Annotated in this window: 18 protein-coding genes; 12 read left to right on the top strand and 6 right to left on the bottom strand. The window is 69.4% G+C overall.

The genetic code is table 11. From position 1 onward, the window contains the following. Positions 1-2: 2 nt before the first annotated feature. From BKH20_RS04785 to BKH20_RS04800, 4 genes are all read left to right on the top strand, one after another. Positions 3-1,511 (top strand): ATP-binding protein, encoded by a 1,509-nt coding sequence (locus BKH20_RS04785; protein ID WP_075390147.1) that lies wholly within the window; start codon positions 3-5, stop codon positions 1,509-1,511. A 3-nt stretch (positions 1,512-1,514) separates the two neighbouring features. Then, entirely contained in the window at positions 1,515-2,507 is a 993-nt protein-coding gene (locus BKH20_RS04790) for a PD-(D/E)XK motif protein (protein ID WP_070662481.1), read from the top strand. Positions 2,508-2,510: 3 nt separating this feature from the next. Next, on the top strand, positions 2,511-5,525 hold the full coding sequence (locus BKH20_RS04795; protein WP_075390148.1) for a Z1 domain-containing protein: 3,015 nt from the start codon (positions 2,511-2,513) through the stop codon (positions 5,523-5,525). 79 nt (positions 5,526-5,604) lie between these two features. Continuing rightward, the gene (locus tag BKH20_RS04800; protein WP_075390149.1) at positions 5,605-5,997 is read left to right on the top strand and encodes a very short patch repair endonuclease; all 393 of its coding nucleotides are present in this window, start codon (positions 5,605-5,607) and stop codon (positions 5,995-5,997) included. 12 nt (positions 5,998-6,009) lie between these two features. Here the strand turns inward: BKH20_RS04800 and BKH20_RS04805 are convergent, their stop codons facing one another. Then, positions 6,010-7,314: an aminopeptidase C gene (locus BKH20_RS04805; protein ID WP_075390150.1), complete on the bottom strand. Its 1,305-nt coding sequence runs from the start codon at positions 7,312-7,314 to the stop codon at positions 6,010-6,012. A 101-nt stretch (positions 7,315-7,415) separates the two neighbouring features. On the opposite strand from BKH20_RS04805, the gene BKH20_RS04810 reads away from it, so the two are divergent. From BKH20_RS04810 to BKH20_RS04820, 3 genes are all read left to right on the top strand, one after another. Then, on the top strand, positions 7,416-8,087 hold the full coding sequence (locus BKH20_RS04810) for a class I SAM-dependent methyltransferase (protein WP_075390151.1): 672 nt from the start codon (positions 7,416-7,418) through the stop codon (positions 8,085-8,087). Positions 8,088-8,629: 542 nt separating this feature from the next. After that, positions 8,630-8,851, top strand: a complete 222-nt coding sequence (locus tag BKH20_RS04815; RefSeq protein WP_075254490.1) for a hypothetical protein — start codon at positions 8,630-8,632, stop codon at positions 8,849-8,851. Positions 8,852-9,027: 176 nt separating this feature from the next. Further along, entirely contained in the window at positions 9,028-10,812 is a 1,785-nt protein-coding gene (locus BKH20_RS04820) for a hypothetical protein (RefSeq protein ID WP_081381594.1), read from the top strand. Between the two features lie 132 nt (positions 10,813-10,944). On the opposite strand, the gene BKH20_RS04825 is transcribed toward BKH20_RS04820, so the two are convergent. Next, a complete protein-coding gene (locus tag BKH20_RS04825) occupies positions 10,945-11,352 on the bottom strand; it encodes a phage holin family protein (RefSeq protein ID WP_075390152.1) in 408 nt (135 codons plus the stop codon). Positions 11,353-11,398: 46 nt separating this feature from the next. Between BKH20_RS04825 and hisC the strand changes: the two genes are divergently transcribed. Beyond that, a complete protein-coding gene (gene hisC, locus BKH20_RS04830) occupies positions 11,399-12,556 on the top strand; it encodes a histidinol-phosphate transaminase (protein WP_075390153.1) in 1,158 nt (385 codons plus the stop codon). A gap of 62 nt (positions 12,557-12,618) precedes the next feature. Here hisC and BKH20_RS04835 read toward each other — a convergent pair whose 3' ends face one another. From BKH20_RS04835 to BKH20_RS04850, 4 genes are all read right to left on the bottom strand, one after another. Then, positions 12,619-13,803 carry a YwiC-like family protein gene (locus tag BKH20_RS04835; protein ID WP_178388546.1) on the bottom strand — a complete coding sequence of 395 codons (1,185 nt, stop codon included), beginning with the start codon at positions 13,801-13,803 and terminating at the stop codon, positions 12,619-12,621. Positions 13,804-14,002: 199 nt separating this feature from the next. Next, entirely contained in the window at positions 14,003-15,262 is a 1,260-nt protein-coding gene (locus BKH20_RS04840) for an SGNH/GDSL hydrolase family protein (RefSeq protein WP_075390154.1), read from the bottom strand. Between the two features lie 354 nt (positions 15,263-15,616). After that, complete coding sequence (gene pgm, locus BKH20_RS04845) at positions 15,617-17,299, bottom strand: phosphoglucomutase (alpha-D-glucose-1,6-bisphosphate-dependent) (RefSeq protein WP_075390155.1); 1,683 nt, start codon at positions 17,297-17,299, stop codon at positions 15,617-15,619. Between the two features lie 222 nt (positions 17,300-17,521). Continuing rightward, positions 17,522-18,574, bottom strand: a complete 1,053-nt coding sequence (locus tag BKH20_RS04850) for a hypothetical protein (protein ID WP_075390156.1) — start codon at positions 18,572-18,574, stop codon at positions 17,522-17,524. A gap of 199 nt (positions 18,575-18,773) precedes the next feature. Between BKH20_RS04850 and BKH20_RS04855 the strand changes: the two genes are divergently transcribed. The 4 genes from BKH20_RS04855 (at position 18,774) to BKH20_RS04870 (ending at position 23,099) form a co-directional block, all read left to right on the top strand. Continuing rightward, positions 18,774-19,172: a RidA family protein gene (locus BKH20_RS04855; protein WP_070662445.1), complete on the top strand. Its 399-nt coding sequence runs from the start codon at positions 18,774-18,776 to the stop codon at positions 19,170-19,172. 188 nt (positions 19,173-19,360) lie between these two features. Further along, positions 19,361-20,380 carry a DUF5129 domain-containing protein gene (locus tag BKH20_RS04860; RefSeq protein WP_075390157.1) on the top strand — a complete coding sequence of 340 codons (1,020 nt, stop codon included), beginning with the start codon at positions 19,361-19,363 and terminating at the stop codon, positions 20,378-20,380. A gap of 49 nt (positions 20,381-20,429) precedes the next feature. Continuing rightward, complete coding sequence (locus BKH20_RS04865; RefSeq protein ID WP_075390168.1) at positions 20,430-22,055, top strand: DUF5129 domain-containing protein; 1,626 nt, start codon at positions 20,430-20,432, stop codon at positions 22,053-22,055. A 153-nt stretch (positions 22,056-22,208) separates the two neighbouring features. Beyond that, positions 22,209-23,099 (top strand): DUF5926 family protein, encoded by an 891-nt coding sequence (locus tag BKH20_RS04870; RefSeq protein ID WP_075390158.1) that lies wholly within the window; start codon positions 22,209-22,211, stop codon positions 23,097-23,099. Positions 23,100-23,128: the final 29 nt, after the last annotated feature.

The following is a 23,128-nucleotide window of genomic DNA, read 5'->3' on the forward strand; positions in this document are numbered from 1 at the left end:
CCATGGAGGACATCGCCGCGGTCTCCTCCCGGACCGTTCCGCCCGACCCGTCCATCGCGGACGCCCTGGGAGCCCATCACGAGCTCTCCACGGCGCTCGCCGACCTTGTCGACAACTCCATCGACGCAGGCGCCTCGCAGGTTCGCATCCGCATCCTCACCGATGACGACTACGTCACCGGCATGCTCGTCATCGACGACGGTCACGGCATGGACAAGGCCGGCATTGACGCAGCCATGGCCCTCTCCCGCCGTCGTGACTACGGCGAGACGGACCTGGGCCACTACGGGCTCGGACTGAAGGCCGCCTCCCTGAGCCAGGCCGACACCCTCGACGTCTACTCCCGGGCCATCGGGGGCGTTCCCGTCGGCCGGCGCATCACGAGGGAGGAGCCCACCCTCGTGCAGAGCCTCGACGACGGTCAGGTGGGCGAGGTCCTCGAGGGGTCCCTGGTGCGCATGACCGATGCCGCGCCGCTGAGCGGGACCGTCGTCCGCTGGCGGGGGTTCCGTACCGCGGTGGTCGCGCCGGACCGGGACGAGCGGCGCTCCTGGCTCAGCCGACTCGTCGAGAGCATCCGCGGTCACCTCGGACTCGTCTTCCACAGGATCATCGCCCGAGGGGACGTCGAGATCGCCGTCGACGAGTACGACCTCGGCCTGGGACGGGCGGGGTCCGTGAGACGAGTGCGGGCCCTCGATCCGCTCGCCCTGGATGCCTCTGCCGCGCATCCGTACCGACTCGCCGGTGAGGTCGGGGATGTCCCCTTCGACCTGACCGCCGTCATCCTCAAGGGCGCCGTGCTCGATGCCCCGGGGGTCGAGGCCTCACGGAGGCTCTCCCCGGCCGAGGGAGGCCAGGGACTCTACGTCTACCGCAATGACCGCCTGCTGCAGCTGGGCGGCTGGAACTCCGTCATCGACGGCGGTAGGGACTACGCGAACCTGCGCATCTCCCTCGATGTTGGAGACGCGCTGCTCGATGTCGTCCGGATCAACCCGGAGAAGAGCGGCGTCGTCCTGGAACCGGAGATGGGACGGGCCGTCCACGCCTCCGTGGGGCAGGACATCGTAACCTTCTCAGCGCTCCTCGCCTCCGCCCGCAGTGCGGCCACCGAGGGGCGTCGGAGGGAGCCGCGCCCGATCCGACTGGTCGAGCCGCGCGGAGGCCTCGGCCGGGACGTCTACGACGCCATCCAGGACTCCGTCGAGTTCGCCGACGCCGAACCCATCAAGATCCGGTGGGAGCGCATGCCGGAGAACGGCCTGGTCGAAGTGGACCACGAGCAGCGCCTTCTCAAGATCAACGAGCGCCACCGGCGAGTGTTCTCCACCAGCAGCGACCCTCAGGACGCCCCCCTGCTCAAGACCCTCGTGTTCCTGCTCTACTCGCGTTTCTTCGAGGGGGCCTACCTGGGTGGGCGGGAGAAGCGTGAGATCGAGGCCTTCGAGAGAATCATCGAGACCGCCCTCGCCGACGAGCTCCGGCGTCGCGGCGCCCAGAAGGAGTAGAGGATGAACGAGCATCCCGATGATCGTGACGCGTTGACCCCGGAGACCCTGGCCGCCTACTTCGACGCCGGGCACCCCGCTGAGCAGCGGCTCGCCGAGGAGCCCCTCTGCGTCCTGGGCATCGACCCGCCTCGCGGGGAGCTGACGCTGTGCACACCGGCGACGGGCTCGGACATCGACGTCTCCGCCTACCGGATGATCCGCACCGACATCGTCGAGGAGCCGGGGGACGAGACCGTTTGGTTCCGCGTCACCGTCGAGGCCAAGGGCATCGAGTACGAGGCCTACTCCCTCCTCCAAGCAGTCACCGACCAGCTCCAGCAGGGCGACGACCTGGAGCGCGCGCTCCACGTGGCGCTCGACGCCTTCCGAGGACTACTCGCACGCGCACCGAGGCTGAGTGAGGACCAGGAGATCGGGCTGTTCGGTGAACTGGTGGCGCTCGATCGGCTCATCGACGGAGTCGGGGAGGCGAAGGCTCTGGCCGCCTGGCTCGGGCCGCGGGCAGAGGAGCACGACTTCGTCCTCGGCGAGGCCGACGTCGAGGTCAAGACCACCCGCAGTGAGCGACGCATCCACGTCATCCATGGCCTCGGCCAGCTGACCCCCACACCGGGGCGGCTGCTGCATCTCATGTCGGTGCAGGTAACGGGAGCCGGTGCGGCCGGCAACGGGGAGACCCTCCCCGAGCTCATCGAGCGCATTCGCCGGCGGCTGCGGTCCGGGCGCACGGACTTCGACGACAGACTCACCGACTGCGGATGGGAGGACGCCCAGGCCGACCGGCTCTACACGACGCGCCTCCTGGTCCGCAGTGAACCTCGTTTCTACACCGTCGATGAGGCCTTCCCGGCGATCACCTCCGCAGGACTCTCCCGGATCGTGACCCGCCCCGAACTGGTCCGCAGCATCGACTACCGGATCGACGTCACCGACCTCAAACCCGAGGGGACCGCACCCGCCGAGTTCGCCGCCGCACCCACGCATGAGGACTGAGACATGAGTATTGACAAGTACGACCAGGCCCTCAAGCAGGCGCTCGACGGCATGAACGTGCCGATGGATCTGCACGGCATCGTCTCGGCGTACCTTCAAGCAGTAGGCGAGGTCATCGCCCGAGAGGAGATCCCCGACCTCATCCTGAGCGCGGAGCGCAACGCCCCGGGAAGAACGAAGTTCCACCTCCGGCTCAGCGAGTGGGATGCGGAGAAGGATGCCGCCTGGACTGACGGGACCGCCGCCCGCACCCCTGAACGGCGGGCGGTCGTCATGAAGCGGCTCGGCGTGAGCGATGACGTGGCGTCGCGCATCAACGAGACCTTCCCGGTCTTCGTCGATCGGACCAAGGCCATCCTCGCCCCCGACTGGACACCCTGGTACGACGAGGAGCGGCGGCGGGCGCACCACTTCTACTGGGACGGCTACCGGTCACTGCTGGAGAAGAGACTGCCGCCTGAAGCAGTGGCGAGCATCGACTCGGCCACCACCGACATCGTCGGACGACTCGCCGACCCTTCCGGGGCTGAGCCCTACCAGTCGAAGGGGCTGGTCGTCGGTCACGTTCAGAGCGGCAAGACCGCCAACTTCACCGGTGTCATCGCCAAGGCCATCGACGCGGGTTACCGGCTCATCATCGTGCTCACCGGAACCGTGGAGATCCTGCGCTCCCAGACCCAGCGCCGACTCGACATGGAGCTCATCGGAAGGGAGAACATCCTCTGGGGAATCAGTGAGGAGGACGAGGACCTTCTGAAGGACGTCGACTACGTGAGCACCGATGACGTCGACTGGAAGGCGGGGCGATTCGTCTCCTACGGTCCCGGATTCACCGAAACGGGTGTTCCGGCCATCCATCGCCTGACCAGCGCCAAGTGGGACTACGGAAAGCGCAAGGACGGGCCGGGTATCCTCGATCCTCGGATCGGGCGTGAGCTCAGCAATCCAGGTAGGCCGATGTGGCACCCGGACAACATCCATCGGACCGACGTACGCATCGCCGTCGTCAAGAAGAACAAGACCGTGCTCGATAATCTGGTCAAGGACCTGCGACGAATCAGGGCCCTGCCGGCCGAGATTCCCACCCTCATCATCGACGACGAGGCCGATCAGGCCTCGGTCAACACGGTCAAACCGGACAGTGCCGGAACGCGGAAGGAGCGCACCGCGATCAACCGGCTCATCGCTGAGCTCATGGGCAGGCTGAGCCGGGCCCAGTACGTCGGTTACACCGCGACACCCTTCGCCAATGTCTTCATCTCGCCGGAGGACGCCGAGGACATCTTCCCCCGAGACTTCATCGTGAGCCTGAGCGCCCCGGAGGCGTACCGGGGCGGTCGGGCCTATCACGACTTCGAGGAGCTCACCGATGAGGAGAAGGACGATCCGGCCGTCTCGAACGAGAAGGCCTTCGTCCGCAGTCTGCGCGGTGACGACAACACCGATCCGCAGGGTGTGGAGGAGGAGCTGCGCGAGGCCCTGAACGCCTTCGTGCTCACCGGGGCGATCAAGCTGTGGAGAGCGACGAGAAGACCCTCGCTGGAGGGTGCCTTCCGCCACCACACGATGCTGGTGCACGAGTCCGTCAAGCAGACGGAGCACGCCGAGCTCGGGGATCGGATCCGTCGCCTGTGGCAGCAGGCGGGATACGGTTCCCCCGCCTCGAATGATGCGCTGCGCAAGCTCTTCGATGAGGACTTCGCCGTCGTCTCCGCCGCCCGGCAGTGGGAGGACGACCTACCCCTTCCGGAATCCTTCGAGGACGTGGCTCCATTCATCGGTGAGGTGCTCGACCTCGTTATGGCCGGTGGCACTGACCCGGTCGTCATCGTCAATGGTGACAAGGACCAGCAGTACAACCAGGTCGACTTCCAAAGGGATCGGGTCTGGCGAATCCTCGTCGGTGGGACGAAGCTCAGTCGGGGGTTCACCCTCGAGGGGCTGACCATCACTTATTTCAAGCGCAGGTCGACTCAGGGGGACGCCCTCATGCAGATGGGGCGGTGGTTCGGCTACAGGCGTGGATACCCTGATCTGGTGAGGCTGTACATGGCCAGAAGTGTCAAGGGGGCCGGTAAGACGACGTATGACCTCTACGAGGCATTCGGGGCGATCATGCGGGATGAGGAGCAGTTCCGTGAGCAGCTCGAGACCTTCGCCGGGCTCGGCGAGGACGGGCGTCCGCTCCTCCGTCCCATCGAGGTTCCGCCGCTCGTCTTCCAGCAGCTGCCGTGGTTGCTCCCCACGAGCCGGAACAAGATGTACAACGCCAAGCTCGATTTCAAGGGGATCGGTGGCGAGCTTCACGACTTCCCACGGCAGCCCGAGCGGGGACGCGGAGAGACGAATGCGAAGCACTTCGCACTCGTCCGACCGTGGTTCGAGCACGACCTGTTCGGACCAATCGAGTCCTTCGAGTACTGGGACCGGAAGACCGAGCGCATAGGGGAGTTCGACGGGCGGGTCGCCGTCGTCACCGCCGAGGAGATGCTCATGGTTCTGGAGGGCTTCTCATGGATGGAGCAATTCGACTTCGAACCCACCCTGGAGATGATCCGCCGTGCCATGGCCGGTGGGAAGCTGAAGGACTGGGCTGTTCTCCTCCCCATGCTCAAGGGGACGCCGGAGAAGACGGTCGACGGGCTTCGGATCCCGATGCTCAAGCGGACCCGCCGCAGTGGCACCCGCGGAGGATTCTCCGGAAGCTCCTTCCGACAGCGTGACGCCATCGAGACCATCGCTGGAAAGCCCCGCTCGAAGGACAGGATCGCGGGAGAGCACGACGCCGCCATCACCTATCGGACGAGTACCCGTGGCGCCATGCTCCTCACCTTCGCCGCCGACCCGAAGAACGGTGCCGAGAGGACCCCGAGCCGTATGCCCGAGACGATGACCGTGGAGGACACCGCCACGCTCTTCTCCCTGGCGCTTCCCTATGCGGCCGCCCCCAGCGGGAGTATCGCCTTCAGTGTCAGACGCAGGGATCGGAGCAATGACCCCGTCGTCGACGCCGACTGAGCCGGAGAGGTCGCAGCCTCGGCGGCCGGGACGGGTCGATGCCCCGTCCTGGGCGTCGACGCCGGGCGTGGCCAGGTCCATGCGTGCCAACATGCACCGGGACACCAAGCCCGAGCTCGCGATCCGGCGACTGCTGCACACCCGGGGCCTGCGCTACCGCGTGGACATGGCGCCCTGGAGCAACAAGCGCCGGCGGGCGGACATCGTGTTCACCCGCCGGCGCCTGGCCGTATTCATCGACGGCTGCTTCTGGCACGGGTGCCCCGAGCACGCGACGGTGCCGGTGACGAACGCCGACTACTGGCGCCCGAAGCTCGCGAGGAACATCGAACGGGACCGGGAGACCACCGCGATGGCAGAGGCGGAGGGGTGGACGGTGCTGCGGATCTGGGAGCACGTCCCGCCCGAGGAGGCCGTGCGGCTCATCGTCCGGGCCCTCGACGAGGGCGAAGAGCCCAACGGGCGCCTGTGAGCCTCAGCAGCCTCAGGCCATCGGGTCCCAGCTGGGCAGCATGACGGGCTCGGTCTCCAGGGCGGCGCGGACTTCCTCGGGCAGGCGGCTCGCGCGCACCACGACCTCGAAGACGTACTCGTCGAACCAGGAGTCGCTCATCGTGTGGAAGCCCTTGTCCCCGAACTTGTCGCCCCAGGAGTTCTCCACCCGCCAGCGCCGCGGGACGCCGTCGACCAGGTCGACGCCGGTCAGGCACATGGCGTGCGTGAGCGCCGACTCGCGCGCCACCAGCCGCTCGGCCTTCGTCATCGACAGGTCCACCCCGTACAGGCCCTCGTAGTCATGCAGGGCGGCGTCCCAGATCCCGGCCTTCTTGTCCCGCTGCTTGGCGACGTCGCAGGCGAACCACACCGGCTCGCCGTCCTGGATCGCGGCGATCGCGGCGGCCTTGAGCACCTCCAGCTCGGCGGTGACGTGATCCTGGACCGGTTCGCCCACCATGACGTCGCTGCGGCCCATGCCGTAGCGCGTGTTGACCGCGATCTCGGGGCGCGGGTCGTGGGCCACGACCACGAACTCCTCCACCCCGGTGACATAGCGCTGCGCGAACTGTCGCGGCGTGAGCGTCCCGACCCGGTGAAACTCCTTGTTCTTATCGCGGTACTGCCACACGAACTCCTCGGGCGGGGTCCCCAGATGGATGCACAGCATCCGGTGAACCTGCTCCAGGGCCGTGAGCCGCAGCGGCTCAGGGTCGACGCCGTCGGCCACCGCGGCCCGCAGTCGCAGGGCCGTGCGCCGCAGCAGCGTGGCCAGGTGCTCGTTCATCGCCTCGGAGTTACCGGCCGAGACCGTGTCCGGCATGGCGTAGGCCGGGACGATCCCGTACTTGGCCACCAGACGCGCGAACTCCGGCCACCAGCCGCCGTCGGGAATGGGGGAGTACAGGGAGTCGACGACCTCGCGGTCATCCAGGGGGCGGTCCGCCTCGGCGATGACGCGGGTGAGGAAGGCGTTGGCCTTCTCCAGCTTGTCGTAGAAGAAGGGGAAGGCCTGGCTCAGCTCCAGGGAGTCGAGCTCGAGCTCCTTGAGCATGGAGGCGCGCAGCACGTTGAGGCCGGCGAAGGCCCAGCAGCGCCCCGACTGCTTCTGGTCGGTGATCGAGGCGTCCGGGACAAGGTCGGACACGGAGGTGTCGATGGAGGTCACCGCGGTCCGGTCCAGGGAGACCTGCTCCACGTCCGTGGTGGCGACGGCGTTGCCGGCCAGGCGGGCGGCGGGGTCGGCGAGGAAGGCGGCATTGCGCTGGGCGACCCAGGAGGTGTCGATTGTCATGGGCAGAGGATAGATCGGTCGCGCGCTCGCGTCCCCACCGGGCCGCCGGGCGCCGTCGCCGAACCGCCTGCCGGGTGACCCGGCGTCGGTAGGATCCAGTCATGACGCAGCCCCGCCAGCAGCACTCCGATCCGCAGTCCGACGCCGCTCACTCCGCCTCCCGCTGGGAGGAACGCTACGCCTCGGTCGAGCAGCTCTGGTCGGGTCGCCCCAACGACTGGCTGCCGGAGCTCGCCACCGACTGGAGCCCCGGGACCGCCCTGGAGATCGGCTGCGGCGAGGGCGCCGACGTCCTGTGGCTGGCCGAGCGCGGCTGGCAGGTGATCGGGCTGGACCTGTCCGCCACCGCCATCGGGCGTCTGACCGGGCAGGCCGAGCGGCTCGGGGTCGCCTCGCGCGTGACCGGCCGCGTGCACGACGCCGGAGACGGCCTGCCGGCCGGCCCCTTCGACCTGGTGACGAGCTTCTACGTCCACGGCGGCCACGAGCCGGGCTCCCTGGACCTCATGGCCCTCCTGTCCGACGCCGCCGCCCGCGTCGCCCCCGGCGGGCACCTGCTCACCGCGGTGCACGCCGTCAACCCGGCCTGGCACACCCACCACGCCCGCACCTACACGGCCGCCGAGCTCCTCGAGGGCCTGGCCGAGGCGACGGCCGGCTGGGAGGTCGTCGTCGGCGAGGAGCGGGACCGGCAGGCCACGGGGCCCGACGGTCAGGAGGGGTACCGGGCCGACGCCGTCGTGTGCCTGCGCAGGCCGCCGGCCTCGGTATGATGGACAAGCCGTGGGAAAGGCCCTGAAGAAGTGCCGGAATATTCTGGGTAATCGCCGGAATGTGGTGCACACTACGTAGAAATGGCGGAATGGCGCCTATTTCTCAGCGTGTTCATAGGGGAATTCGGGGGGTCCGCTCAGGATCGGTGGGTTACATAGTTACTGCCGCCGGACGGAACCGGTCACGAGGGTTGGGGAGCCCGATGACTGGCAGGTCTCCGAGTCTGGAACGGGTCTTAGGGAGCCCGGACCGGACGTTCTGGTGAAGGAGGTCCTGCCTCCCCGGCCTTATGGGAAGCCGGGTAGCAGGAGGACCTCGCGAGGCTTGGGCCCGCGGTCCGGGAAACCGGACCGCGGGCCGAGTCCTTTATTGAGGAGGTGGGCCCGAGGCCCGGCCACCGTCAGCTCGTCGAGCCTTTCTTCCGGTGCGTGGCGCGAGGACGTGCGGTTCACCGGGGGCCACAGGCGCCGGAGTGCAGGGCTGATCCACAGGGCTGCAAGCCGGCGCTGCGGCCGCCTCTGGGCCGCCCTACCGTCGAGTCATGTCTTTCTCACTGTCACGCTCCAGGGCGGACTACGACGCCGCTGTCACTCAGTTCCCCACCTCGGTCCCCGCCAGCTGGGTGGGGGCGGACTCCACCGCCTGCCAGACGGCGCTCACGAATGCCTCCGGGCTCCTGACCGCGTTGGCGACGCGCTACGACACGGCCGCCTCCAAGGTCGGTGTCATCGAGTCACGCAACTCACCGGATGGAACGAGCTGATTATGAGTCCAGTTGCCATGGACGGAGACAGTCCTTACCCCGCCTGGAAACAGGACCCCCACGCGACGGATCCGCCTTATGCCAACCAGCCGCCCCCGAAACCCAAGACTCCTCCCGCCTCGGCCGCCCCGGAGGATAGCGGCCACAGCTGGACCATATGGAGTGGGGGCCCTGCGGTGGTGGTGTCGGGCGGAACCGTCTCCGTGAACACGAGTGATCTCGACTCCCTGGCCAGCAGCCTCAACTCGGCGGCAGGCTCCTTGGATGACGCGCGAACCCTCATTGCCAATGTGGTCACTGAAGTGAATGAGGCGCCGCCTCCACCGGTATCCCCACCCAGCATCCCTTACCCGATCCTGGCGGGCCTCGATCTGGAGAAGTCCAACGCTCTTCAGGCCCTGGATGCGTTGACCACCGGGCCGGGGTCGCTTGAGGCTGTCGCCGGTACGCTGCGCGGCATTGCCTCCGACGTCACCGCCTGCTCCCAGGCCCACACCCTGGCCGACGGGAAGGCAGCTCCCGTCAATGGTCTTGTGGGACCCGTGGACGTGCGGGCCTTCGACGCCGGTCTCCTCCAGCTGGCGCTGGGATCCTCCGCCGTTGCTCAGTTCCCCACGATCTCAGCGCTGCTGGCGTCGTCAACGATGGGGGGCTGGGTGCTCTACAAGCTGGTGGAGGACAGCGAAGACGGGCAGGCCGCCGTCGAGGTCCTCCAGCTCCTGCTCAGTGACCCGACCACTGAGCAATGGGTCAAGGAGGACCTCGTCAGGATCGTCCTGCTGACGCGCTGGCTGAAGAACGCCAAGACCGGGCGGGAGGCCGCCACGGTCCAGGCATACCTCCAGCAGGTCTCCCAGCGTCTCGACCCCTGGGCGAAGCAGCGCCTGCCCGGGCAGGTCGCCGTCGGGACGCAGACCGTCGACACCAAGAGCCTCACGCCCATGCAACGCGTCGCCATGGTCCTGGGCGCGAACGCTGCCGCGATAGGGGCGGGGGTCTACGGCACCCAGAGCGGCGTCACGGTCACCCCCGTCGGCGGCAACGGATCCACCGTGCTGCCGCCCGCCGCCAAGGACCCCTTCGGGCTCGCCAGCGCCGTGAATCCCGGTATGACCGGCAAGGGCAAGGAGACCAAGTCCCCGCAGAGCATCTCCGAGACCATCACCCACTGTCAGGAGGTGCAGTCCTCGAAGAACTCCCTGGGGCAGGGCTACGAGGAGGCCGGGGTCATCTCCATCCAGCGGGTCGAGCACGCCGACGGCCGAGTCTCCTGGGTCGTCTACGTCCCCGGCACCACGGACTGGACCTCCGGCGACGGCGAGCCGCAGGACCTGCTCACCAACCTTGAGGCCGTGGGTGGCACGCCCACGGCCATGGAGAGCGGCGTCGTCACCGCCATGCGCCAGGCCGGCATCCAACCAGGGGAGGAGGTCGCCCTCTACGGCCACTCCCAGGGCGGGATCACGGTCTCCAACATCGCCGCCGACCCCGCGATCCAGGGGCGTTACAACATCACCACGGTCCTCACCGCCGGCTCGCCCACCGCGGGAGCCGACATCCCCGACAACGTCCACGCCCTGCACCTGGAGAACACCGGCGACGCCGTCCCCGGGCTCGACGCCGCGCCCACACCCACCGGCCCCCACCGGCAGGTCGCCATGCTCGATACCCACCAGACGAGTACGAACGGCTACCCGCACGCCTCCTCCGCCTACGCCCAGGCCGCTGAGGGGTTGGAGGACAAGGCGCCCGAGCTGGCCGACTGGAACAAGTCCTTCTCGCGGGCCTCGGGCGCCGGCGAGCAGGGGACGAGCACGACCGAGTACACCTTCGCGGTCCAGCGCAACACCGACCCCAACGGGATCTACAAGGGCGGCGCCACCTACCGGGGCAAGGTGCCGTCGGCGCAACCCTCCTACCCGCGGCCCACCCCGAGCCCGCAGCCGACGGGCGAGCACTAGGTGTGAGGTCATGACACTGGTGACATGTGCTGGCACGCGGGTGCCGGCCTGCTCAGGGAGGCACCGGGTGACGCCCGGAGGCGCCGGCCGGCACCAGCTGAGCCGTCCGGCGCACCTCCGGCGTCGTCGGTCTCAGTCCTCGTGGCGCACGAGCATCGCGGCGATGATCGAGGAGATCACCGAGATGATGATCGAGCCGGCCACCGCCGAACCGAAGGAGGCCACCTCCAGCCCCAGCGGGACCGACCCGCCGGCGCCCAGGGCCGCGATGTGGTCGGTGAGCCAGCCCGTCAGCGAGAGCATCGCGCCGTTGACCACCAGGGCGAACAGCCCGAAGGTGACGATGTAGAGCGGAAAGGCCAGGAACTTCGCCACCGGCTTGATGAGCGAGTTCACCAGCGCCAGCACCAGGCCCAGGACCAGCAGGTTCAGCCACATGTGGGAGGTACCCACCCCCTCGGGCACACTCAGTCCGGACAGCAGGCGCGTGGCCAGCCACAGGCCGGCCGCGTTTCCGATAGTTCGTGCCACGATTTCCATGGCTCCATTGTGCCTGGGCAACCTGTGCCGGTGCCAAGATGGGGGCATGACTCCTGCAGCGACCCCAGTTCCCGGCGGACCCAGGCCGGCGGCCCCCGCCGCTGGCTCGCAGGCCGCCCCCTCGACGACGGTGCGCATCCGCCCCGACGTCGCCGCCCTGCCCGCCTACGTGCCCGGAGCCCGGCCCGACGCCGCGGCTGCGGCGCAGATCGCCAAGCTCTCCTCCAACGAGCTGCCCTACCCGCCCCAGGACGCGGTCATCGAGGCCATCACCCGCGCCGCCAGGGGGGTCAACCGCTACCCGGAGATGACCGGGGAGGGCCTCACGCAGGCCCTCGCCCGCCGGTGGGGCGTAGAGGCCGAGCAGGTCGTCGTCGGCAACGGCTCGGTCGCCCTCATCCAGCACCTGCTCGACGCCGTCTGCGAGCCCGGCGACGAGGTCGTCATCCCCTGGCGATCCTTCGAGGCCTACCCGATCTGCGTGGCCGTCGCCGGGGCCCGGGCCGTGCGCGTCCCGCTGACCCCCGACGCCCGCCACGACGTGCCCGCCATGCTGGCGGCCATCACCCCCCGCACCCGCGTGGTCATGGCCTGCACCCCCAACAACCCCACCGGCACGATCCTCACCGCCGAGGAGCTGGCCGAGCTCGTGGCCGGGGTGCCGCGCGACGTCGTCGTCCTCATCGACGAGGCCTACCTCGACTTCGTCACCGACCCGCGGGCCGGCGACGCCCTCACCCTCCTGGCCGGGGCCCCCAACCTCGTGGTCTCACGGACCTTCTCCAAGGCCCACGCCCTGGCCGGGATGCGCGTGGGCTACCTCGTGTGCGCCCCGGGCCTGGCCGCCGCCATCCGCTCCGTGGCCACGCCCTTCGGGGTCAACCTGCCCGCGCAGGCCGCCGCCACCGCCGCCCTGGGGGAGGCCGAGCTGGCCCGCACCGCCGAGCGCTCGGCCGCCGTTGCCGCCGAGCGCGATCGGGTCGTGGAGGCACTGCGCACCCAGGGCTGGCAGGTCCCTGAGGCCCAGGGCAACTTCTTCTGGCTCGGCGTGGGCGAGCAGACGACGGCGCTGGCCGAGCACTTCCGCGCCGCAGGCATCCTCGTGCGGCCCTTCGCCGGCGAGGGCGTGCGGGTCTCGGTGGGGACGACGTCGGACAACGAGAGGGTCCTGGCCGCCGCGGCCGCCTGGCGCGGCGCGCACTGAGCCCCGCTGGAGCGGGTGCCGCCGACAGGGCGCGGCGGGCTACGGCGTCGCCGCAGGCCTGGTCACACCGAGATGGTCACCAGGAAGGCCACGCACATGAAGACCTCGACGATGCCCATCGTCCCCGGGCGCAGCGGGCGGTGGCGCGCGCGCACCAGCTGCCACTGCCACAGCGGCATGACCAGCGACCGCACGGTCAGCACCACCCACAGGACGGCGTGCCCCCACGGCAGCATCCCCGACGACGCCAGCCACCACGTCACTACCGCCACCACCGCGTGCGCCGCCACCGTGCCGGCCAGCAGCGTGTAGTTGAAGCGCTCGCGGATCATCGACTTGATGTAGGGGACCGTCCCACCGAAGTAGGCGGCCGTCAGCGCCGTGACCAGCCACATCCAGGACCAGCCCGTCAGGGCGCCGCTGGGGGAGGCCCCCGGCAGGGGGGAGCTCGGTGTCCCCAGGCCCAGGAAGCCGCCGTCGCCGCGCACCGCCAGGCTGTAGGTGACGGCCGCCATGAGGGAGGCGGCCGTCGTCGTTGACAGCCCCGAGAGCAGTGAGCGCTCGTGACCGCGCCAGACCTGGTGCAACGCGATGGCGAACAGTGGCGCCAGAGGCACCGCCCACTGGATGAGGTAGGGCGCCACCAGCAGAGTGATGAGGGCCAGGGAGGCCGTCCAGCCGGTGTAGACCAGGAGCGGCAGCATGATGAGGGCGCGTTTGCGGGCCGAGCGGGTGCGCAGCCACTGCGACCAGGACCAGTAGGTGAGGTAGCCGCCCCACCAGGCGGGAAGGAACAGGAGGTTCACCCAGCTGAAGCCGCCCACCACCCAGCCGACGATCGGCGGCAGCACCAGCATCGACCAGGCCCCGTGCTGGTTGGGGACCCAGGCCTTGCGGCCGGGCTGACGGCGGATCTGCTCCTGGGTGGGGGGCTTGGGGCGCTCGGTCTGCCGGGGCCTGCCGGTGGCCAGCATGATGTCGTCCTGCGGGCCGGGGCGGGACTGCTGAGAGGGGGCTCGGCGCAGCGCCGTGGTGCCGGAGGACGCCGTGGAGGCTCCCGGCGGAGTCAGGGCCTGGTCGGCCGACGCGGCCTCTGGGCTCGTCGGGGAGCCGGCGGGCGCGGAGGATGTGGAAGGCGCGGGGGAGTCCGCCGATCCGGCGGCCGGCGTCGGGCGCGGGGGATCGGTGTGCGCGGAGGAGTGCTCGACGTGGTGCTTGGACGGCCTCGACGGGCGTGACTGGCTCACGCCCTCACCTTAATCGCTCGCCCCCGGCGCTGGCCGGGACATCCTGCGCGTGCGGGAATGTCTTGCGCGTGCGGGGACGCTTTCTTCCGGCCGGGGCGATTCAGGTCGTCTCGGCCCTGGTTCAGACCCGGACCGCTACGGACCGTCAACGAGGTGACAGGCGAAGGGGGGTGACCTGTCCGGACGAGGGCACCGCGGCTTAGGAGGCGGGGGCGATTTGGGTGGTGAAGTCCTCTTTGCCCTGGTTGTCGGTGATGACGGCGGTGATGACGACCTGTTCGTTGGTGGGGACTGTGGTGGTGGCCTGGGTGCCGGTGAGGATCTCCTCGGTGTTGTCGGCGCGCTGGATGTACCAGTCGATGTTCGTGATCGTGCCGTCGGAGTCGGTGGAGGCTGAGGCGTCCAGGGCCAGCTGGTCGCCGTTGCGGGTGAGGGTGAAGGAGCCGGCGGGGCGGGTGTTGTCCACCTGTGCCTGCGCGGCGGCGGGCTGCTCCTTCAGGACCTCCATGATGGAGGCGGCGATGGCTTTGTGGCCGTTGGTGTTGGGGTGGAAGCGTCCGTCGTTGATGAGGCCGTCGAACCAGGAGGACTGCTGGCCGCACAGCTCGTGTCCGGCGAAGGAGGCGGAGGGGTCGGCGAACCGGTGGCCGTGGCGTTGGGCGGCGGCGCTGGCGGCGGCGTTGATCTCGTTGGTCTTGGCGTTGATCCAGCGCTGGTCCACCTTGGTGACGCCTTCGCAGCGTCCCGGGACCGGGAGGATCTGTCCGGCTCCCCGTGGGGTGAACATGCGTGGGTAGCCGACGGCGACGACGGTTGCGCTCGGGGCGCGGGCGGTGATGTCGGTCATGATGGTGTCGTAGCTGGTGATGCCTGCGCGTGTGGTCTTGCCGGCCAGGGCGTCGATGGCGCCGTCGACCTCCTCGGAGACCTCCTTGTCGCTGGAGCAGTTGGTGAAGGGGGCGGCGGTGACGCACTTGGAGAAGAGTGTGGAGAAGCCGGCGTCGTTGCCGCCGATGGAGAAGGTGACCAGGGCTGTGGAGGAGTTCAGGTGGTCGAGCTGGGCTGCTTCCTTCCCGGGCTGGTAGAAGTCGGGGGTGCGGGCTCCTGCGCAGGCGTCGAAGTCGAGGGTCTTGCCGGTCTGGTCGGCCACCTGGTGGGCGTAGGCGCCTGCACCCCGTTTGCACCCGTTGCCGCCCTGGACGTCAGTTCCGCTGGCGTAGGGCGGCGCCCCGACGCCGGAGGCGTAGGAGTCGCCCAGGGCCACATAGGCGCCGGCGGGAGGTGAAGGCTCCAGAGGCCTGGCACTGCTCGAGGGACTGACGGCGGAGGTCCACACGAGGGCTGCGGCGCAGGCCAGCGCACCCAGGTGCGTGTGGCGTCTCCGGGATCGCGCGTCTCGTGGCGTGGCACTCGATGAGGCCGACGATGGCGCCGGCGACATGTGAGAATGATTGAGCATGCTTCTCTCCAAGAAACTCTCTTTATAAGAAGGCACGGTTCTATCAGTTGTGCCACACGGGATGGTTGTGCGATGTCAGGCTTCGTGCCTGATCGCGTCGGTGTGTGCAACGGCGGATTGTCAAGGCCATACTATAACTAATTCGTGTTGAATTAACCGTAGTGAAAGTTTGGGGTACTCTCCTTGGCTCATCGGGCAGTGATGAGCCATCTGTTGGGCAGCTGAGGGTTGGCTCGTGCTCTCCTCTTCGTGGCTCGGAGGAGGCAGACAGACGCCGAGCCGGGCATTTCTCGCGTAGTCCTACAGAAATTCTGTCGGGGTACGCGAGAAATGCCCGGCTCGATGGGGTGGCCGTCAGTCGCCCAGGGCCGCGGCGACCACCTTCTTGGCCTCCTGCTGCACCTGGGCCAGGTGGTCGGCGCCCTTGAAGGACTCGGCGTAGATCTTGTAGACGTCCTCCGTGCCCGAGGGGCGCGCGGCGAACCAAGCGTCCTGGGTGGTGACCTTGAGCCCGCCGATGGCGGCCCCGTTGCCGGGCGCGTCAACCAGCCGGGCAGTGATCTCCTCGCCGGCCAGCTCGGTGGCGGTCACGTCCTCGGGGGTCAGGGCGGCCAGCTTGGCCTTCTCCTCCTTGGAGGCGGCGGCGTCAATGCGAGCGTAGGCGCTGGCGCCGAAACGCTCCACCTGTTCCTCGTGCAGCTGGGAGGGGGACTTGCCAGTGACGGCGATGATCTCGCTGGCCAGCAGGGCCATGATGATGCCGTCCTTGTCCGTGGTCCACACGGTGCCGTCCTTGCGCAGGAAGGATGCTCCCGCGCTCTCCTCGCCGCCGAAGCCGATGGAGCCGTCAAGCAGCCCGGGCACGAAGTGCTTGAAGCCCACCGGCACCTCGATGAGGGTGCGTCCGATCGCGGCTGCCACCCGGTCGATGAGGCTGGAGGAGACCAGCGTCTTGCCGACGGCGGCGTCAGCGGGCCAGCCGGGCCGGTGCGTGAAGAGGTACTCGATGGCCACGGCCAGGAAGTGGTTGGGGTTCATCAGCCCGCCGTCGGGGGTGACGATGCCGTGGCGGTCGGAGTCGGCGTCATTCCCGGTGGCGACGTCGTAGGGGGTCTTGCCCTCGGCGTCGGGCGTCATTGTCGAGCGCAGCGAGGCCATGGCGTTGGGGGAGGAGCAGTCCATGCGGATCTTGCCGTCCCAGTCCAGGGTCATGAAGTGCCAGGCCGGGTCCACCTCGGGGTTGACCACCGTGAGCTCCAGGCCGTAGCGCTCACCGATCGCGCCCCAGTAGTCCACCGAGGCGCCGCCCAGCGGGTCGGCCCCGATGCGCACGCCGGCCTTGCGGATCGCCTCGAGGTCGATGACGCTCTCCAGGTCGGCGACGTAGGTCTCCAGGTAGTCGTGCTTGATGACGTGGGGGCCGTCGAGCGCCTCGGCGACCGGGACGCGCGGGACGTCCCGCCACCCGGAGGCGAGCAACTCGTTGGCGCGGTTGGCGATCCACGTGGTGGCCTCCGAGCCGGCCGGGCCGCCGGTGGGCGGGTTGTACTTGAAGCCGCCGTCGCGCGGCGGGTTGTGGGAGGGGGTCACCACGATGCCGTCGGCCAGGCCGGGCCCGCTCGTGCGCACCCCCGCCTCGGTCCCGGCGCCGTTGGCCAGGAGGATGGAGTGCGAGACGGCCGGGGTGGGCGTGTAGGCGCCACGGGCGTCGACGGCGGTGGTCACTCCGGCCCCGGCGAGCACCTCGACGGCGGTGCGCCAGGCCGGCTCGGACAGGGCGTGCGTGTCCCGGCCCAGGTAGAGGGTGCCGTCGGTGCCCTGGGAGCGGCGGTACTCGACGATGGCGGCGGTCGTGGCCACGATATGGGCCTCGTTGAAGGCGGTGTCCAGAGAGGAGCCGCGGTGCCCGGAGGTACCGAAGACGACCTTCTGAGCCGGGATAGCGGGGTCGGGGACGAGGTCGTAGTAGGCGGAGACGACCTCGTCGACGTCGATGAGGTCTTCGGGCTGTGCTGGCTGTCCTGCGCGTGCGTGCATGGGCACAGTGTGTCACGTGCCACTGGTCGGATCAGCCCGTTTCGCTGTGCGAAACAACGGGCGCTCCGAGGCCGGGACACGCCGGTCGGCGAGGCTGGGATGCCGCCCGACGACGACGCTGTGGGAGGACTCGCCGCGAAGGCCCGTACGGAAGTGCCGTAGGTCCCGGGTGGCGGGATGAGACCTGCGGTGGCGGGTGCTGCGGGGCGCTTCTCCTCGGCGTCAGGGGAAGATCAGGAACAGTTCGAGCAGATTTGTGAGCGTTTCTGCGAAAGACATGAAAGAGTCGATGTCGGCGTTCTCGCGGTCCGTCAGCCACAGCTCGGCCCGCCTCGCCCGGTTGCCCACGATGAGCAGCGAGCCACGCACTGGGTGGGGCACGTCGTGGAAGAGCGCGTAGGTGTCCGCGCCGGTGTCCACCGCGACGCGATCCTGACCCAGCAGGTGCAGGCGCTTCACCGGGCGGGTCGGGTCGGCGGTCAGGGCCTGCCAGGCCTCGGCCGGTAGTCCCTGCGGCAGGAGGCCGGCCATGTCGGCGTCGTACTCACTGGGGGTCTGACCCACTGACGCGATGACGATATCGAGGTGACAGTCCTCCCCTCGCGCGGCCAACCGACGGCCCTGATCGGTGTCCACGCACAGGCGCGTCCACCCCATGGCGCCCAGGGCCTGCTCCTGCTCCGAGACGCTGATCCAGTGTAGCGAGCCGGTGGCCGAGCCCACGTCAAGTACTCTGCGGACACTGCGCTTGAAGAACCGTGACGAGGCGTTTCGCATGATGGTGGGAATGCGACGGCCGTGCACGTGGATGAGCTCGGCGACATCGAGCTTGGGCGCGCCGGTGGTGCCGGCGGTCTCGGGGGTGAAGCCGTGGTTCTTGAGCCGCTTGCGCTCGCGGCCCCCCATACGAAGGCCGGTGCGCATGGGGGAGGTGCCCATCAAGTAGCTCCCGGCACTGCGCGTGTGAGGGTGGGCGGCGAAGGCGGTGGCGAGGGTCCGGGCGAAGGGGGTGCCCGTGATCCGCGGCCCGGCGTCGACGTCGACCTGGGCTCCGTCATCCTGTGCCAGCCGGGACAGGCCGGACAGGCCCGGAAGCTGGTCGACGCCGAGACGCTGGGAGGTCTGGGCGGCCGTGCGGGCGGCTGCCCGGCCCGTGTCGGCCGCTGCCCGGGACACCGTGTCGGCGGCCTTGGCGGCACCGGAGGCGGCCTGACTGGCGAGGCCGCGGGCCTGGGAGGCCAGGTCATCGCGCGAGGGGATGCTGGGCAGCTTCATGGCGGTCCTTCATACGTGGGAGCAGCAGGGAGGCGTCGGCTTGAGAATGGCCGGCTGCCTCCGAGGTTAAGAAGCAGGTGGTGCGCAGGACATGGGTAGTCTGGCCCGGGCGCCGGCGCTACTGCGCTGCCACCCGGGCCGCCGCCCCGCTCACCGGGGACGCGGCCGACCCCCCAGCGTCCAGCAGGAACGAGGAACCATGACCGCCAGCCGTATCGCCACGACCAACGCCCCAGCCGCCGTCGGCCCCTACTCCCAGGGCGTCTCCACCGGTCAGGAGGCCGGCTCGCTCGTCTTCGTCTCCGGGCAGGTGCCGCTCGACCCGGCCACCGGTGCGCTCGTCGAGGGCGACATCCAGGCCCAGGCCGAGCAGGTCCTCAAGAACGTGGGCGCCATCCTGGCCGAGGCCGGCCTCAGTTACGACGACGTCGTCAAGACCACGGTCCTGCTCGCCGACATCGCCGACTTCGCCGCCGTCAACGAGGTCTACGCCCGCTACTTCACCGGCGAGGCCCTCCCGGCCCGGGCCGCCTTCGGGGTGGCCGCCCTGCCGCTGGGGGCCGGTGTCGAGATCGAGGCCATCGCCGCCCGGTCCTGAGCCGGTCCCGACCCTCGTGCAGTACAGGCCAGGCCCACCCGGATGACTGCGGGAGGCCAGGTCGGCTGCCCCCCGTGTTGCTCTCCCCATGGCAAGCGGTGTGACCGCGGGTAAGGATGAGGCACGGCTGGTGGCCACTGAGCCACCATCCGACCAGGACTCCGCGTCGAGGTTTTGAGAGGAAGAAGATGCCGCCCATGCGCCTTCCTCTCGTCGTCCGCCTCGGAGGGATCCGCTCGCTGCTGTTCTTCTGCACCATCATGACTGCGGGCCTGGCGGCCGCGCTCTCACCGGTGGCTGCGGCGGCCTGGGCGCCTGGCCTCCTACCCGTCTTGATGCTCCTGGCCATTGTCGGCGCCGGCGGGATCACCTACTACCTGTGGCGCGGTTTCTCCGCACGGCACATGTTCGAGCAGGCGCTGCGGCACTACGCGCGGGTCACCTACGACTACGAGGCCACCGAGCTCCATGCCCGTCTCATCCCTGAAGGCGAGACCCGCGGCGCCCGCGTCATGGCCCACTACCGCTGGTTCCGCGACGAGTACGAGAGCCTGACCCGCTCCTGGCAGGACCTCGGCAGCCCCCGGGGCGCCCAGTGGTTCGAACCGGGAGTGTTCCAGCGGGTCTGTGAGATCAAGCGGCGCTCGGCCGTACTGGACTCGACCGACGACATCATCGCCAGCAACGCCGCGTTCCTGAGCCTGTCCTCCAACTGGGAGAGGCTCTGGCACGAGGAGCAGCAACCGGTTCTTCATGAGCTCAACCTGCTCCTGGGCCAGTGCCAGTGGATCGACTCCTGCGCGTTCACCTCCTGCGGCACGGTGGAGGCGCGCGAGCTGGTTCGGGCCCACCACCAGCGCCTCAGCGACATGACCGCGGAGCTGTCAGCCGGCTTGCTGCAGCCCTCGGCGGCGCTCGACGAGCTCGCCTGGATAGCGGCCGATGCCCGCCGGGCGGGGAGCGGCCTGGCAACCCACGTGACCGGTGCGGTGCCGCGCCTCAACTCTCTCGACGCCGAAGCCTCCCTCCGCCCGAGTACCCGCAGCCTGCGGGGCGTCGTCGGCCCCGGGAGGAACGCCGGCTACTGGAACCCGGTCAGCTCTGGCGCTGTGGTGGGAACCGTCGCGCCTGTCGGATACGCCGGCCCGCGTCGGTCCCTGAATGCCGGTGTGGGATATCTTGGGGACGGGACCTTCCCAGGGTATTGACGTCGGCACGCCTCGAACGCCGGGCCCACGCAAGGAAAAGGAAGTGCTGATGAGGCACATGAAACAGTCCGGCGTCGTCGGGCTCGGTGGAATCCGGTCGGTGACGGTCTTCGTCGCCAACGTGGTGGTGAGCCTGGTCCTCATCGCCGTGCTGCCGATCATGGTCATCTGGCCCTTCGGGGAGAGCCATCACCCCAGCGTGGAGGTTCACGACGAGGCCGGGGTGCTCCAGAGCGAGCCACTGGCCAAGGAGATCCAGGCGATGCGCTTCCGTCGGGACGTCCACGTCGCCGTGCTCACGGTCCCGGGCTGGGACGTCGACAACCTCAACGACTCGGTGCTGGAGTACGCCCGCTCGCACGCCAGCGACACTGAGGTCCCGTGGATCTCGACGTCGAACCCCAACTACTGGAGCGACGGCCTGGTGATCCTGGCGGTCGCCCCGGAGGCGCGCAAGGTCGGCTGCTACTTCGGTGAGGACGTCGCGGTCCCCCTGGAGCAGCAGGCCGCCATCCAGGACGCCGCCAAGAACCAGTACCGCCAGGCCGACTGGTACGGGGGCACCGTCTCCATGGCGGCCAAGGCCGCCGACATCATCGGCCGGCCCGGAGGCGGTGACGTGGGCACGACCTACATCCTGCCCGGAATCTCGGCACTCGTGGGCCTCGCCTGGCTCGTGTACTACCTGTGGCGCGGCTTCACGGCGCGACGCCGAGCGCGCGAGGCGTTGCGCCACTACTCCCAGGTCACCCACGACTACGAGACCACCGAGCTCCTGGCCGGCACGATCCCCGAGGATGAGCCGCACGGGGCCCAGGTCATGGCCCGCTACCGGTGGTTCCTCGACGAGTACGAGGAGGTCACCCGCTCCTGGCAGGACTTCGGCAACCCCCATGGCGCCCAGTGGTTCGGCATGTTGGTGCTGAGACGGGCCACGGAGCTGAAGAAGCGCTCCGAAGGCCTGGACTCCCTCGATGACGTCATCGCCAACACCGCCACCTTCCTGAGCCGGTCCCACGGCTGGGACCGCGTCTGGAGCAACGAGCAGGGGCCGGTCCTGGAGGACCTGCAGTCGCTGCGGCGGCTGTGCCACCAGATCGACAGCTCCGTCGTCGCCAACAGGGGCGCGATCCCGGAGCGCTCCAAGGAGGAGCGGGAGTGGGTTCACTCCTGCAAGCAGCGCCTGGACGTGATGACCTCCGATCTGGAGAACGGTTCGCTCCAGCCCTCGGCCGCTCTCAACGAGCTCGACGAGATCGCCGACGAGACGAAGACGAGGGCCGCCCGGCTCGCGCGCGAGGCCATTGACGCCGACACCTCCAGGTACGCCGACGAGCGCCGTCGACGCTACGACTCGCGCTCCTCCAAGGACGCCTTCTACGCCGGCTACTGGTACCTGGGCGGGGGACACGGCAGCTACAACCCGCACTCGACGATCCGCCTCAACCCCTCCTCCCCGGCCATCTCCGCCATCGGCTCATCCGGCTCGGGTGCCGGCGCCGGAGGGTCCTTCAGCTCCTTCACCCCGGTCTCCGACCTGGTGATGGGATACAGCTCGGCCTCCTCCTACACGCCGTCGAGCAGCTCCGGCTCCAGCTTCTCGGGAAGCAGCTTCTCCGGCGGCTACAGCGGTGGTGGCGGCTTCTCCGGGTCGGGCTCCTCCTCGAGCTTCTGAGGTGGAGGGGAGTGCCTCGGCGCTCGGCCCCACCGGCGGCGGGCCTCGACGGGAGGTGCGAGCAGCCGCGGGCCGTCGTGAGGCGCGTCATGGGGTGGCGACGGGCCGCCGTCGACCTGGGTGGGGCGCCACGCGGCCGGTAGGCTGGCGGGCATGTCGAAGAAGAAGCGCCACGGGCGCCGTCCGGCCGCCGCGTCGGCCAAGCCCCGCAAACAGAGCATCGAGTTCGTCGCCCGCCCCTTCGCCGGTCTGCCGGCCGAGGAGGACCTCGTGGCGATGGCACAGATCATCCCGGCCGCCACGGCCACCGTGCGCCTGACCGGGGAGTACGGGGGCAAGCAGATCCAGCTCGTCACGCTCCTGCCCGAGTTCGTCCAGGGGCTCAAGCGCTCCGACGGTGAGGTCCTCGTGGCCATGCAGACCTCCATGCACTCCGGGGACGCCTCCCGCGACGTCGCCGCCGCCGCCCTGACCACCCTCGAGCTGCCCGAGGGCCAGGCCCTGCGCACCGACGGTCTGCCCGAGCCCGGCCCGCGCCTCCAGGACATCCTCGACACCAGTGAGGCGCCGGTGGTCTCCGTGCGCGAGACCTTCGACTTCTGGATCGACCCGCAGGCCGGGGCCGGTGACGCGCAGGCCCGCCAGGTCATTGAGGAGGCCATCGAGCGCGCCAAGGAGGAGATCGCCCCGACCCGGCCCGTGCCCGGCGTCGAGCACGCCTACTGGTGCCGACTGGGCGCCAAGGAGTTCGTGCGCTGGGTGCGCGGGGAGGATGAGGACGAGTTCTTCAACGCCTTCGCCCGCATTCACGCCGCGCGCGAGTCCGACCTGGAGGAGGGGGCGCGTTTCGTCGGCGCCTTCCGGGCCAACGGCCTGGCCATCCCGGTGTGGGAGCTCGTCCCCGGCACGGAGGCCGACGAGCTCACCAATCCGTTGCAGGCCATGGGTAAGCGACTGGAGGCCGCACTGGCCGACGCCAGCCCCCTGAGCCCCGAGGTCCGCCGCGCCAAGGCCGGCATCATCTCCCGCCAGGTCAACCTCTGACCCTTTCTCGTCGAGCCGGGCATTTTTCG

It is taken from the genome of Actinomyces oris, from assembly GCF_001937445.1.
GTDB lineage: Bacteria > Actinomycetota > Actinomycetes > Actinomycetales > Actinomycetaceae > Actinomyces > Actinomyces acetigenes.

Bases quoted from the DNA above. Each gene is read 5' to 3' on its own strand.
- BKH20_RS04815 (WP_075254490.1), top strand. From the start codon at position 8,630: ATGTCTTTCTCACTGTCACGCTCCAGGGCGGACTACGACGCCGCTGTC.
- BKH20_RS04785 (WP_075390147.1), top strand. From the start codon at position 3: ATGGAGGACATCGCCGCGGTCTCCTCCCGGACCGTTCCGCCCGACCCG.
- BKH20_RS04800 (WP_075390149.1), top strand. From the start codon at position 5,605: ATGCGTGCCAACATGCACCGGGACACCAAGCCCGAGCTCGCGATCCGG.
- BKH20_RS04790 (WP_070662481.1), top strand. From the start codon at position 1,515: ATGAACGAGCATCCCGATGATCGTGACGCGTTGACCCCGGAGACCCTG.
- BKH20_RS04810 (WP_075390151.1), top strand. From the start codon at position 7,416: ATGACGCAGCCCCGCCAGCAGCACTCCGATCCGCAGTCCGACGCCGCT.
- BKH20_RS04805 (WP_075390150.1), bottom strand. From the start codon at position 7,314: ATGACAATCGACACCTCCTGGGTCGCCCAGCGCAATGCCGCCTTCCTC.
- BKH20_RS04870 (WP_075390158.1), top strand. From the start codon at position 22,209: ATGTCGAAGAAGAAGCGCCACGGGCGCCGTCCGGCCGCCGCGTCGGCC.
- pgm (WP_075390155.1), bottom strand. From the start codon at position 17,299: ATGCACGCACGCGCAGGACAGCCAGCACAGCCCGAAGACCTCATCGAC.
- BKH20_RS04865 (WP_075390168.1), top strand. From the start codon at position 20,430: ATGAGGCACATGAAACAGTCCGGCGTCGTCGGGCTCGGTGGAATCCGG.
- BKH20_RS04855 (WP_070662445.1), top strand. From the start codon at position 18,774: ATGACCGCCAGCCGTATCGCCACGACCAACGCCCCAGCCGCCGTCGGC.
- BKH20_RS04860 (WP_075390157.1), top strand. From the start codon at position 19,361: ATGCCGCCCATGCGCCTTCCTCTCGTCGTCCGCCTCGGAGGGATCCGC.
- hisC (WP_075390153.1), top strand. From the start codon at position 11,399: ATGACTCCTGCAGCGACCCCAGTTCCCGGCGGACCCAGGCCGGCGGCC.
- BKH20_RS04840 (WP_075390154.1), bottom strand. From the start codon at position 15,262: ATGCTCAATCATTCTCACATGTCGCCGGCGCCATCGTCGGCCTCATCG.
- BKH20_RS04825 (WP_075390152.1), bottom strand. From the start codon at position 11,352: ATGGAAATCGTGGCACGAACTATCGGAAACGCGGCCGGCCTGTGGCTG.
- BKH20_RS04850 (WP_075390156.1), bottom strand. From the start codon at position 18,574: ATGAAGCTGCCCAGCATCCCCTCGCGCGATGACCTGGCCTCCCAGGCC.
- BKH20_RS04795 (WP_075390148.1), top strand. From the start codon at position 2,511: ATGAGTATTGACAAGTACGACCAGGCCCTCAAGCAGGCGCTCGACGGC.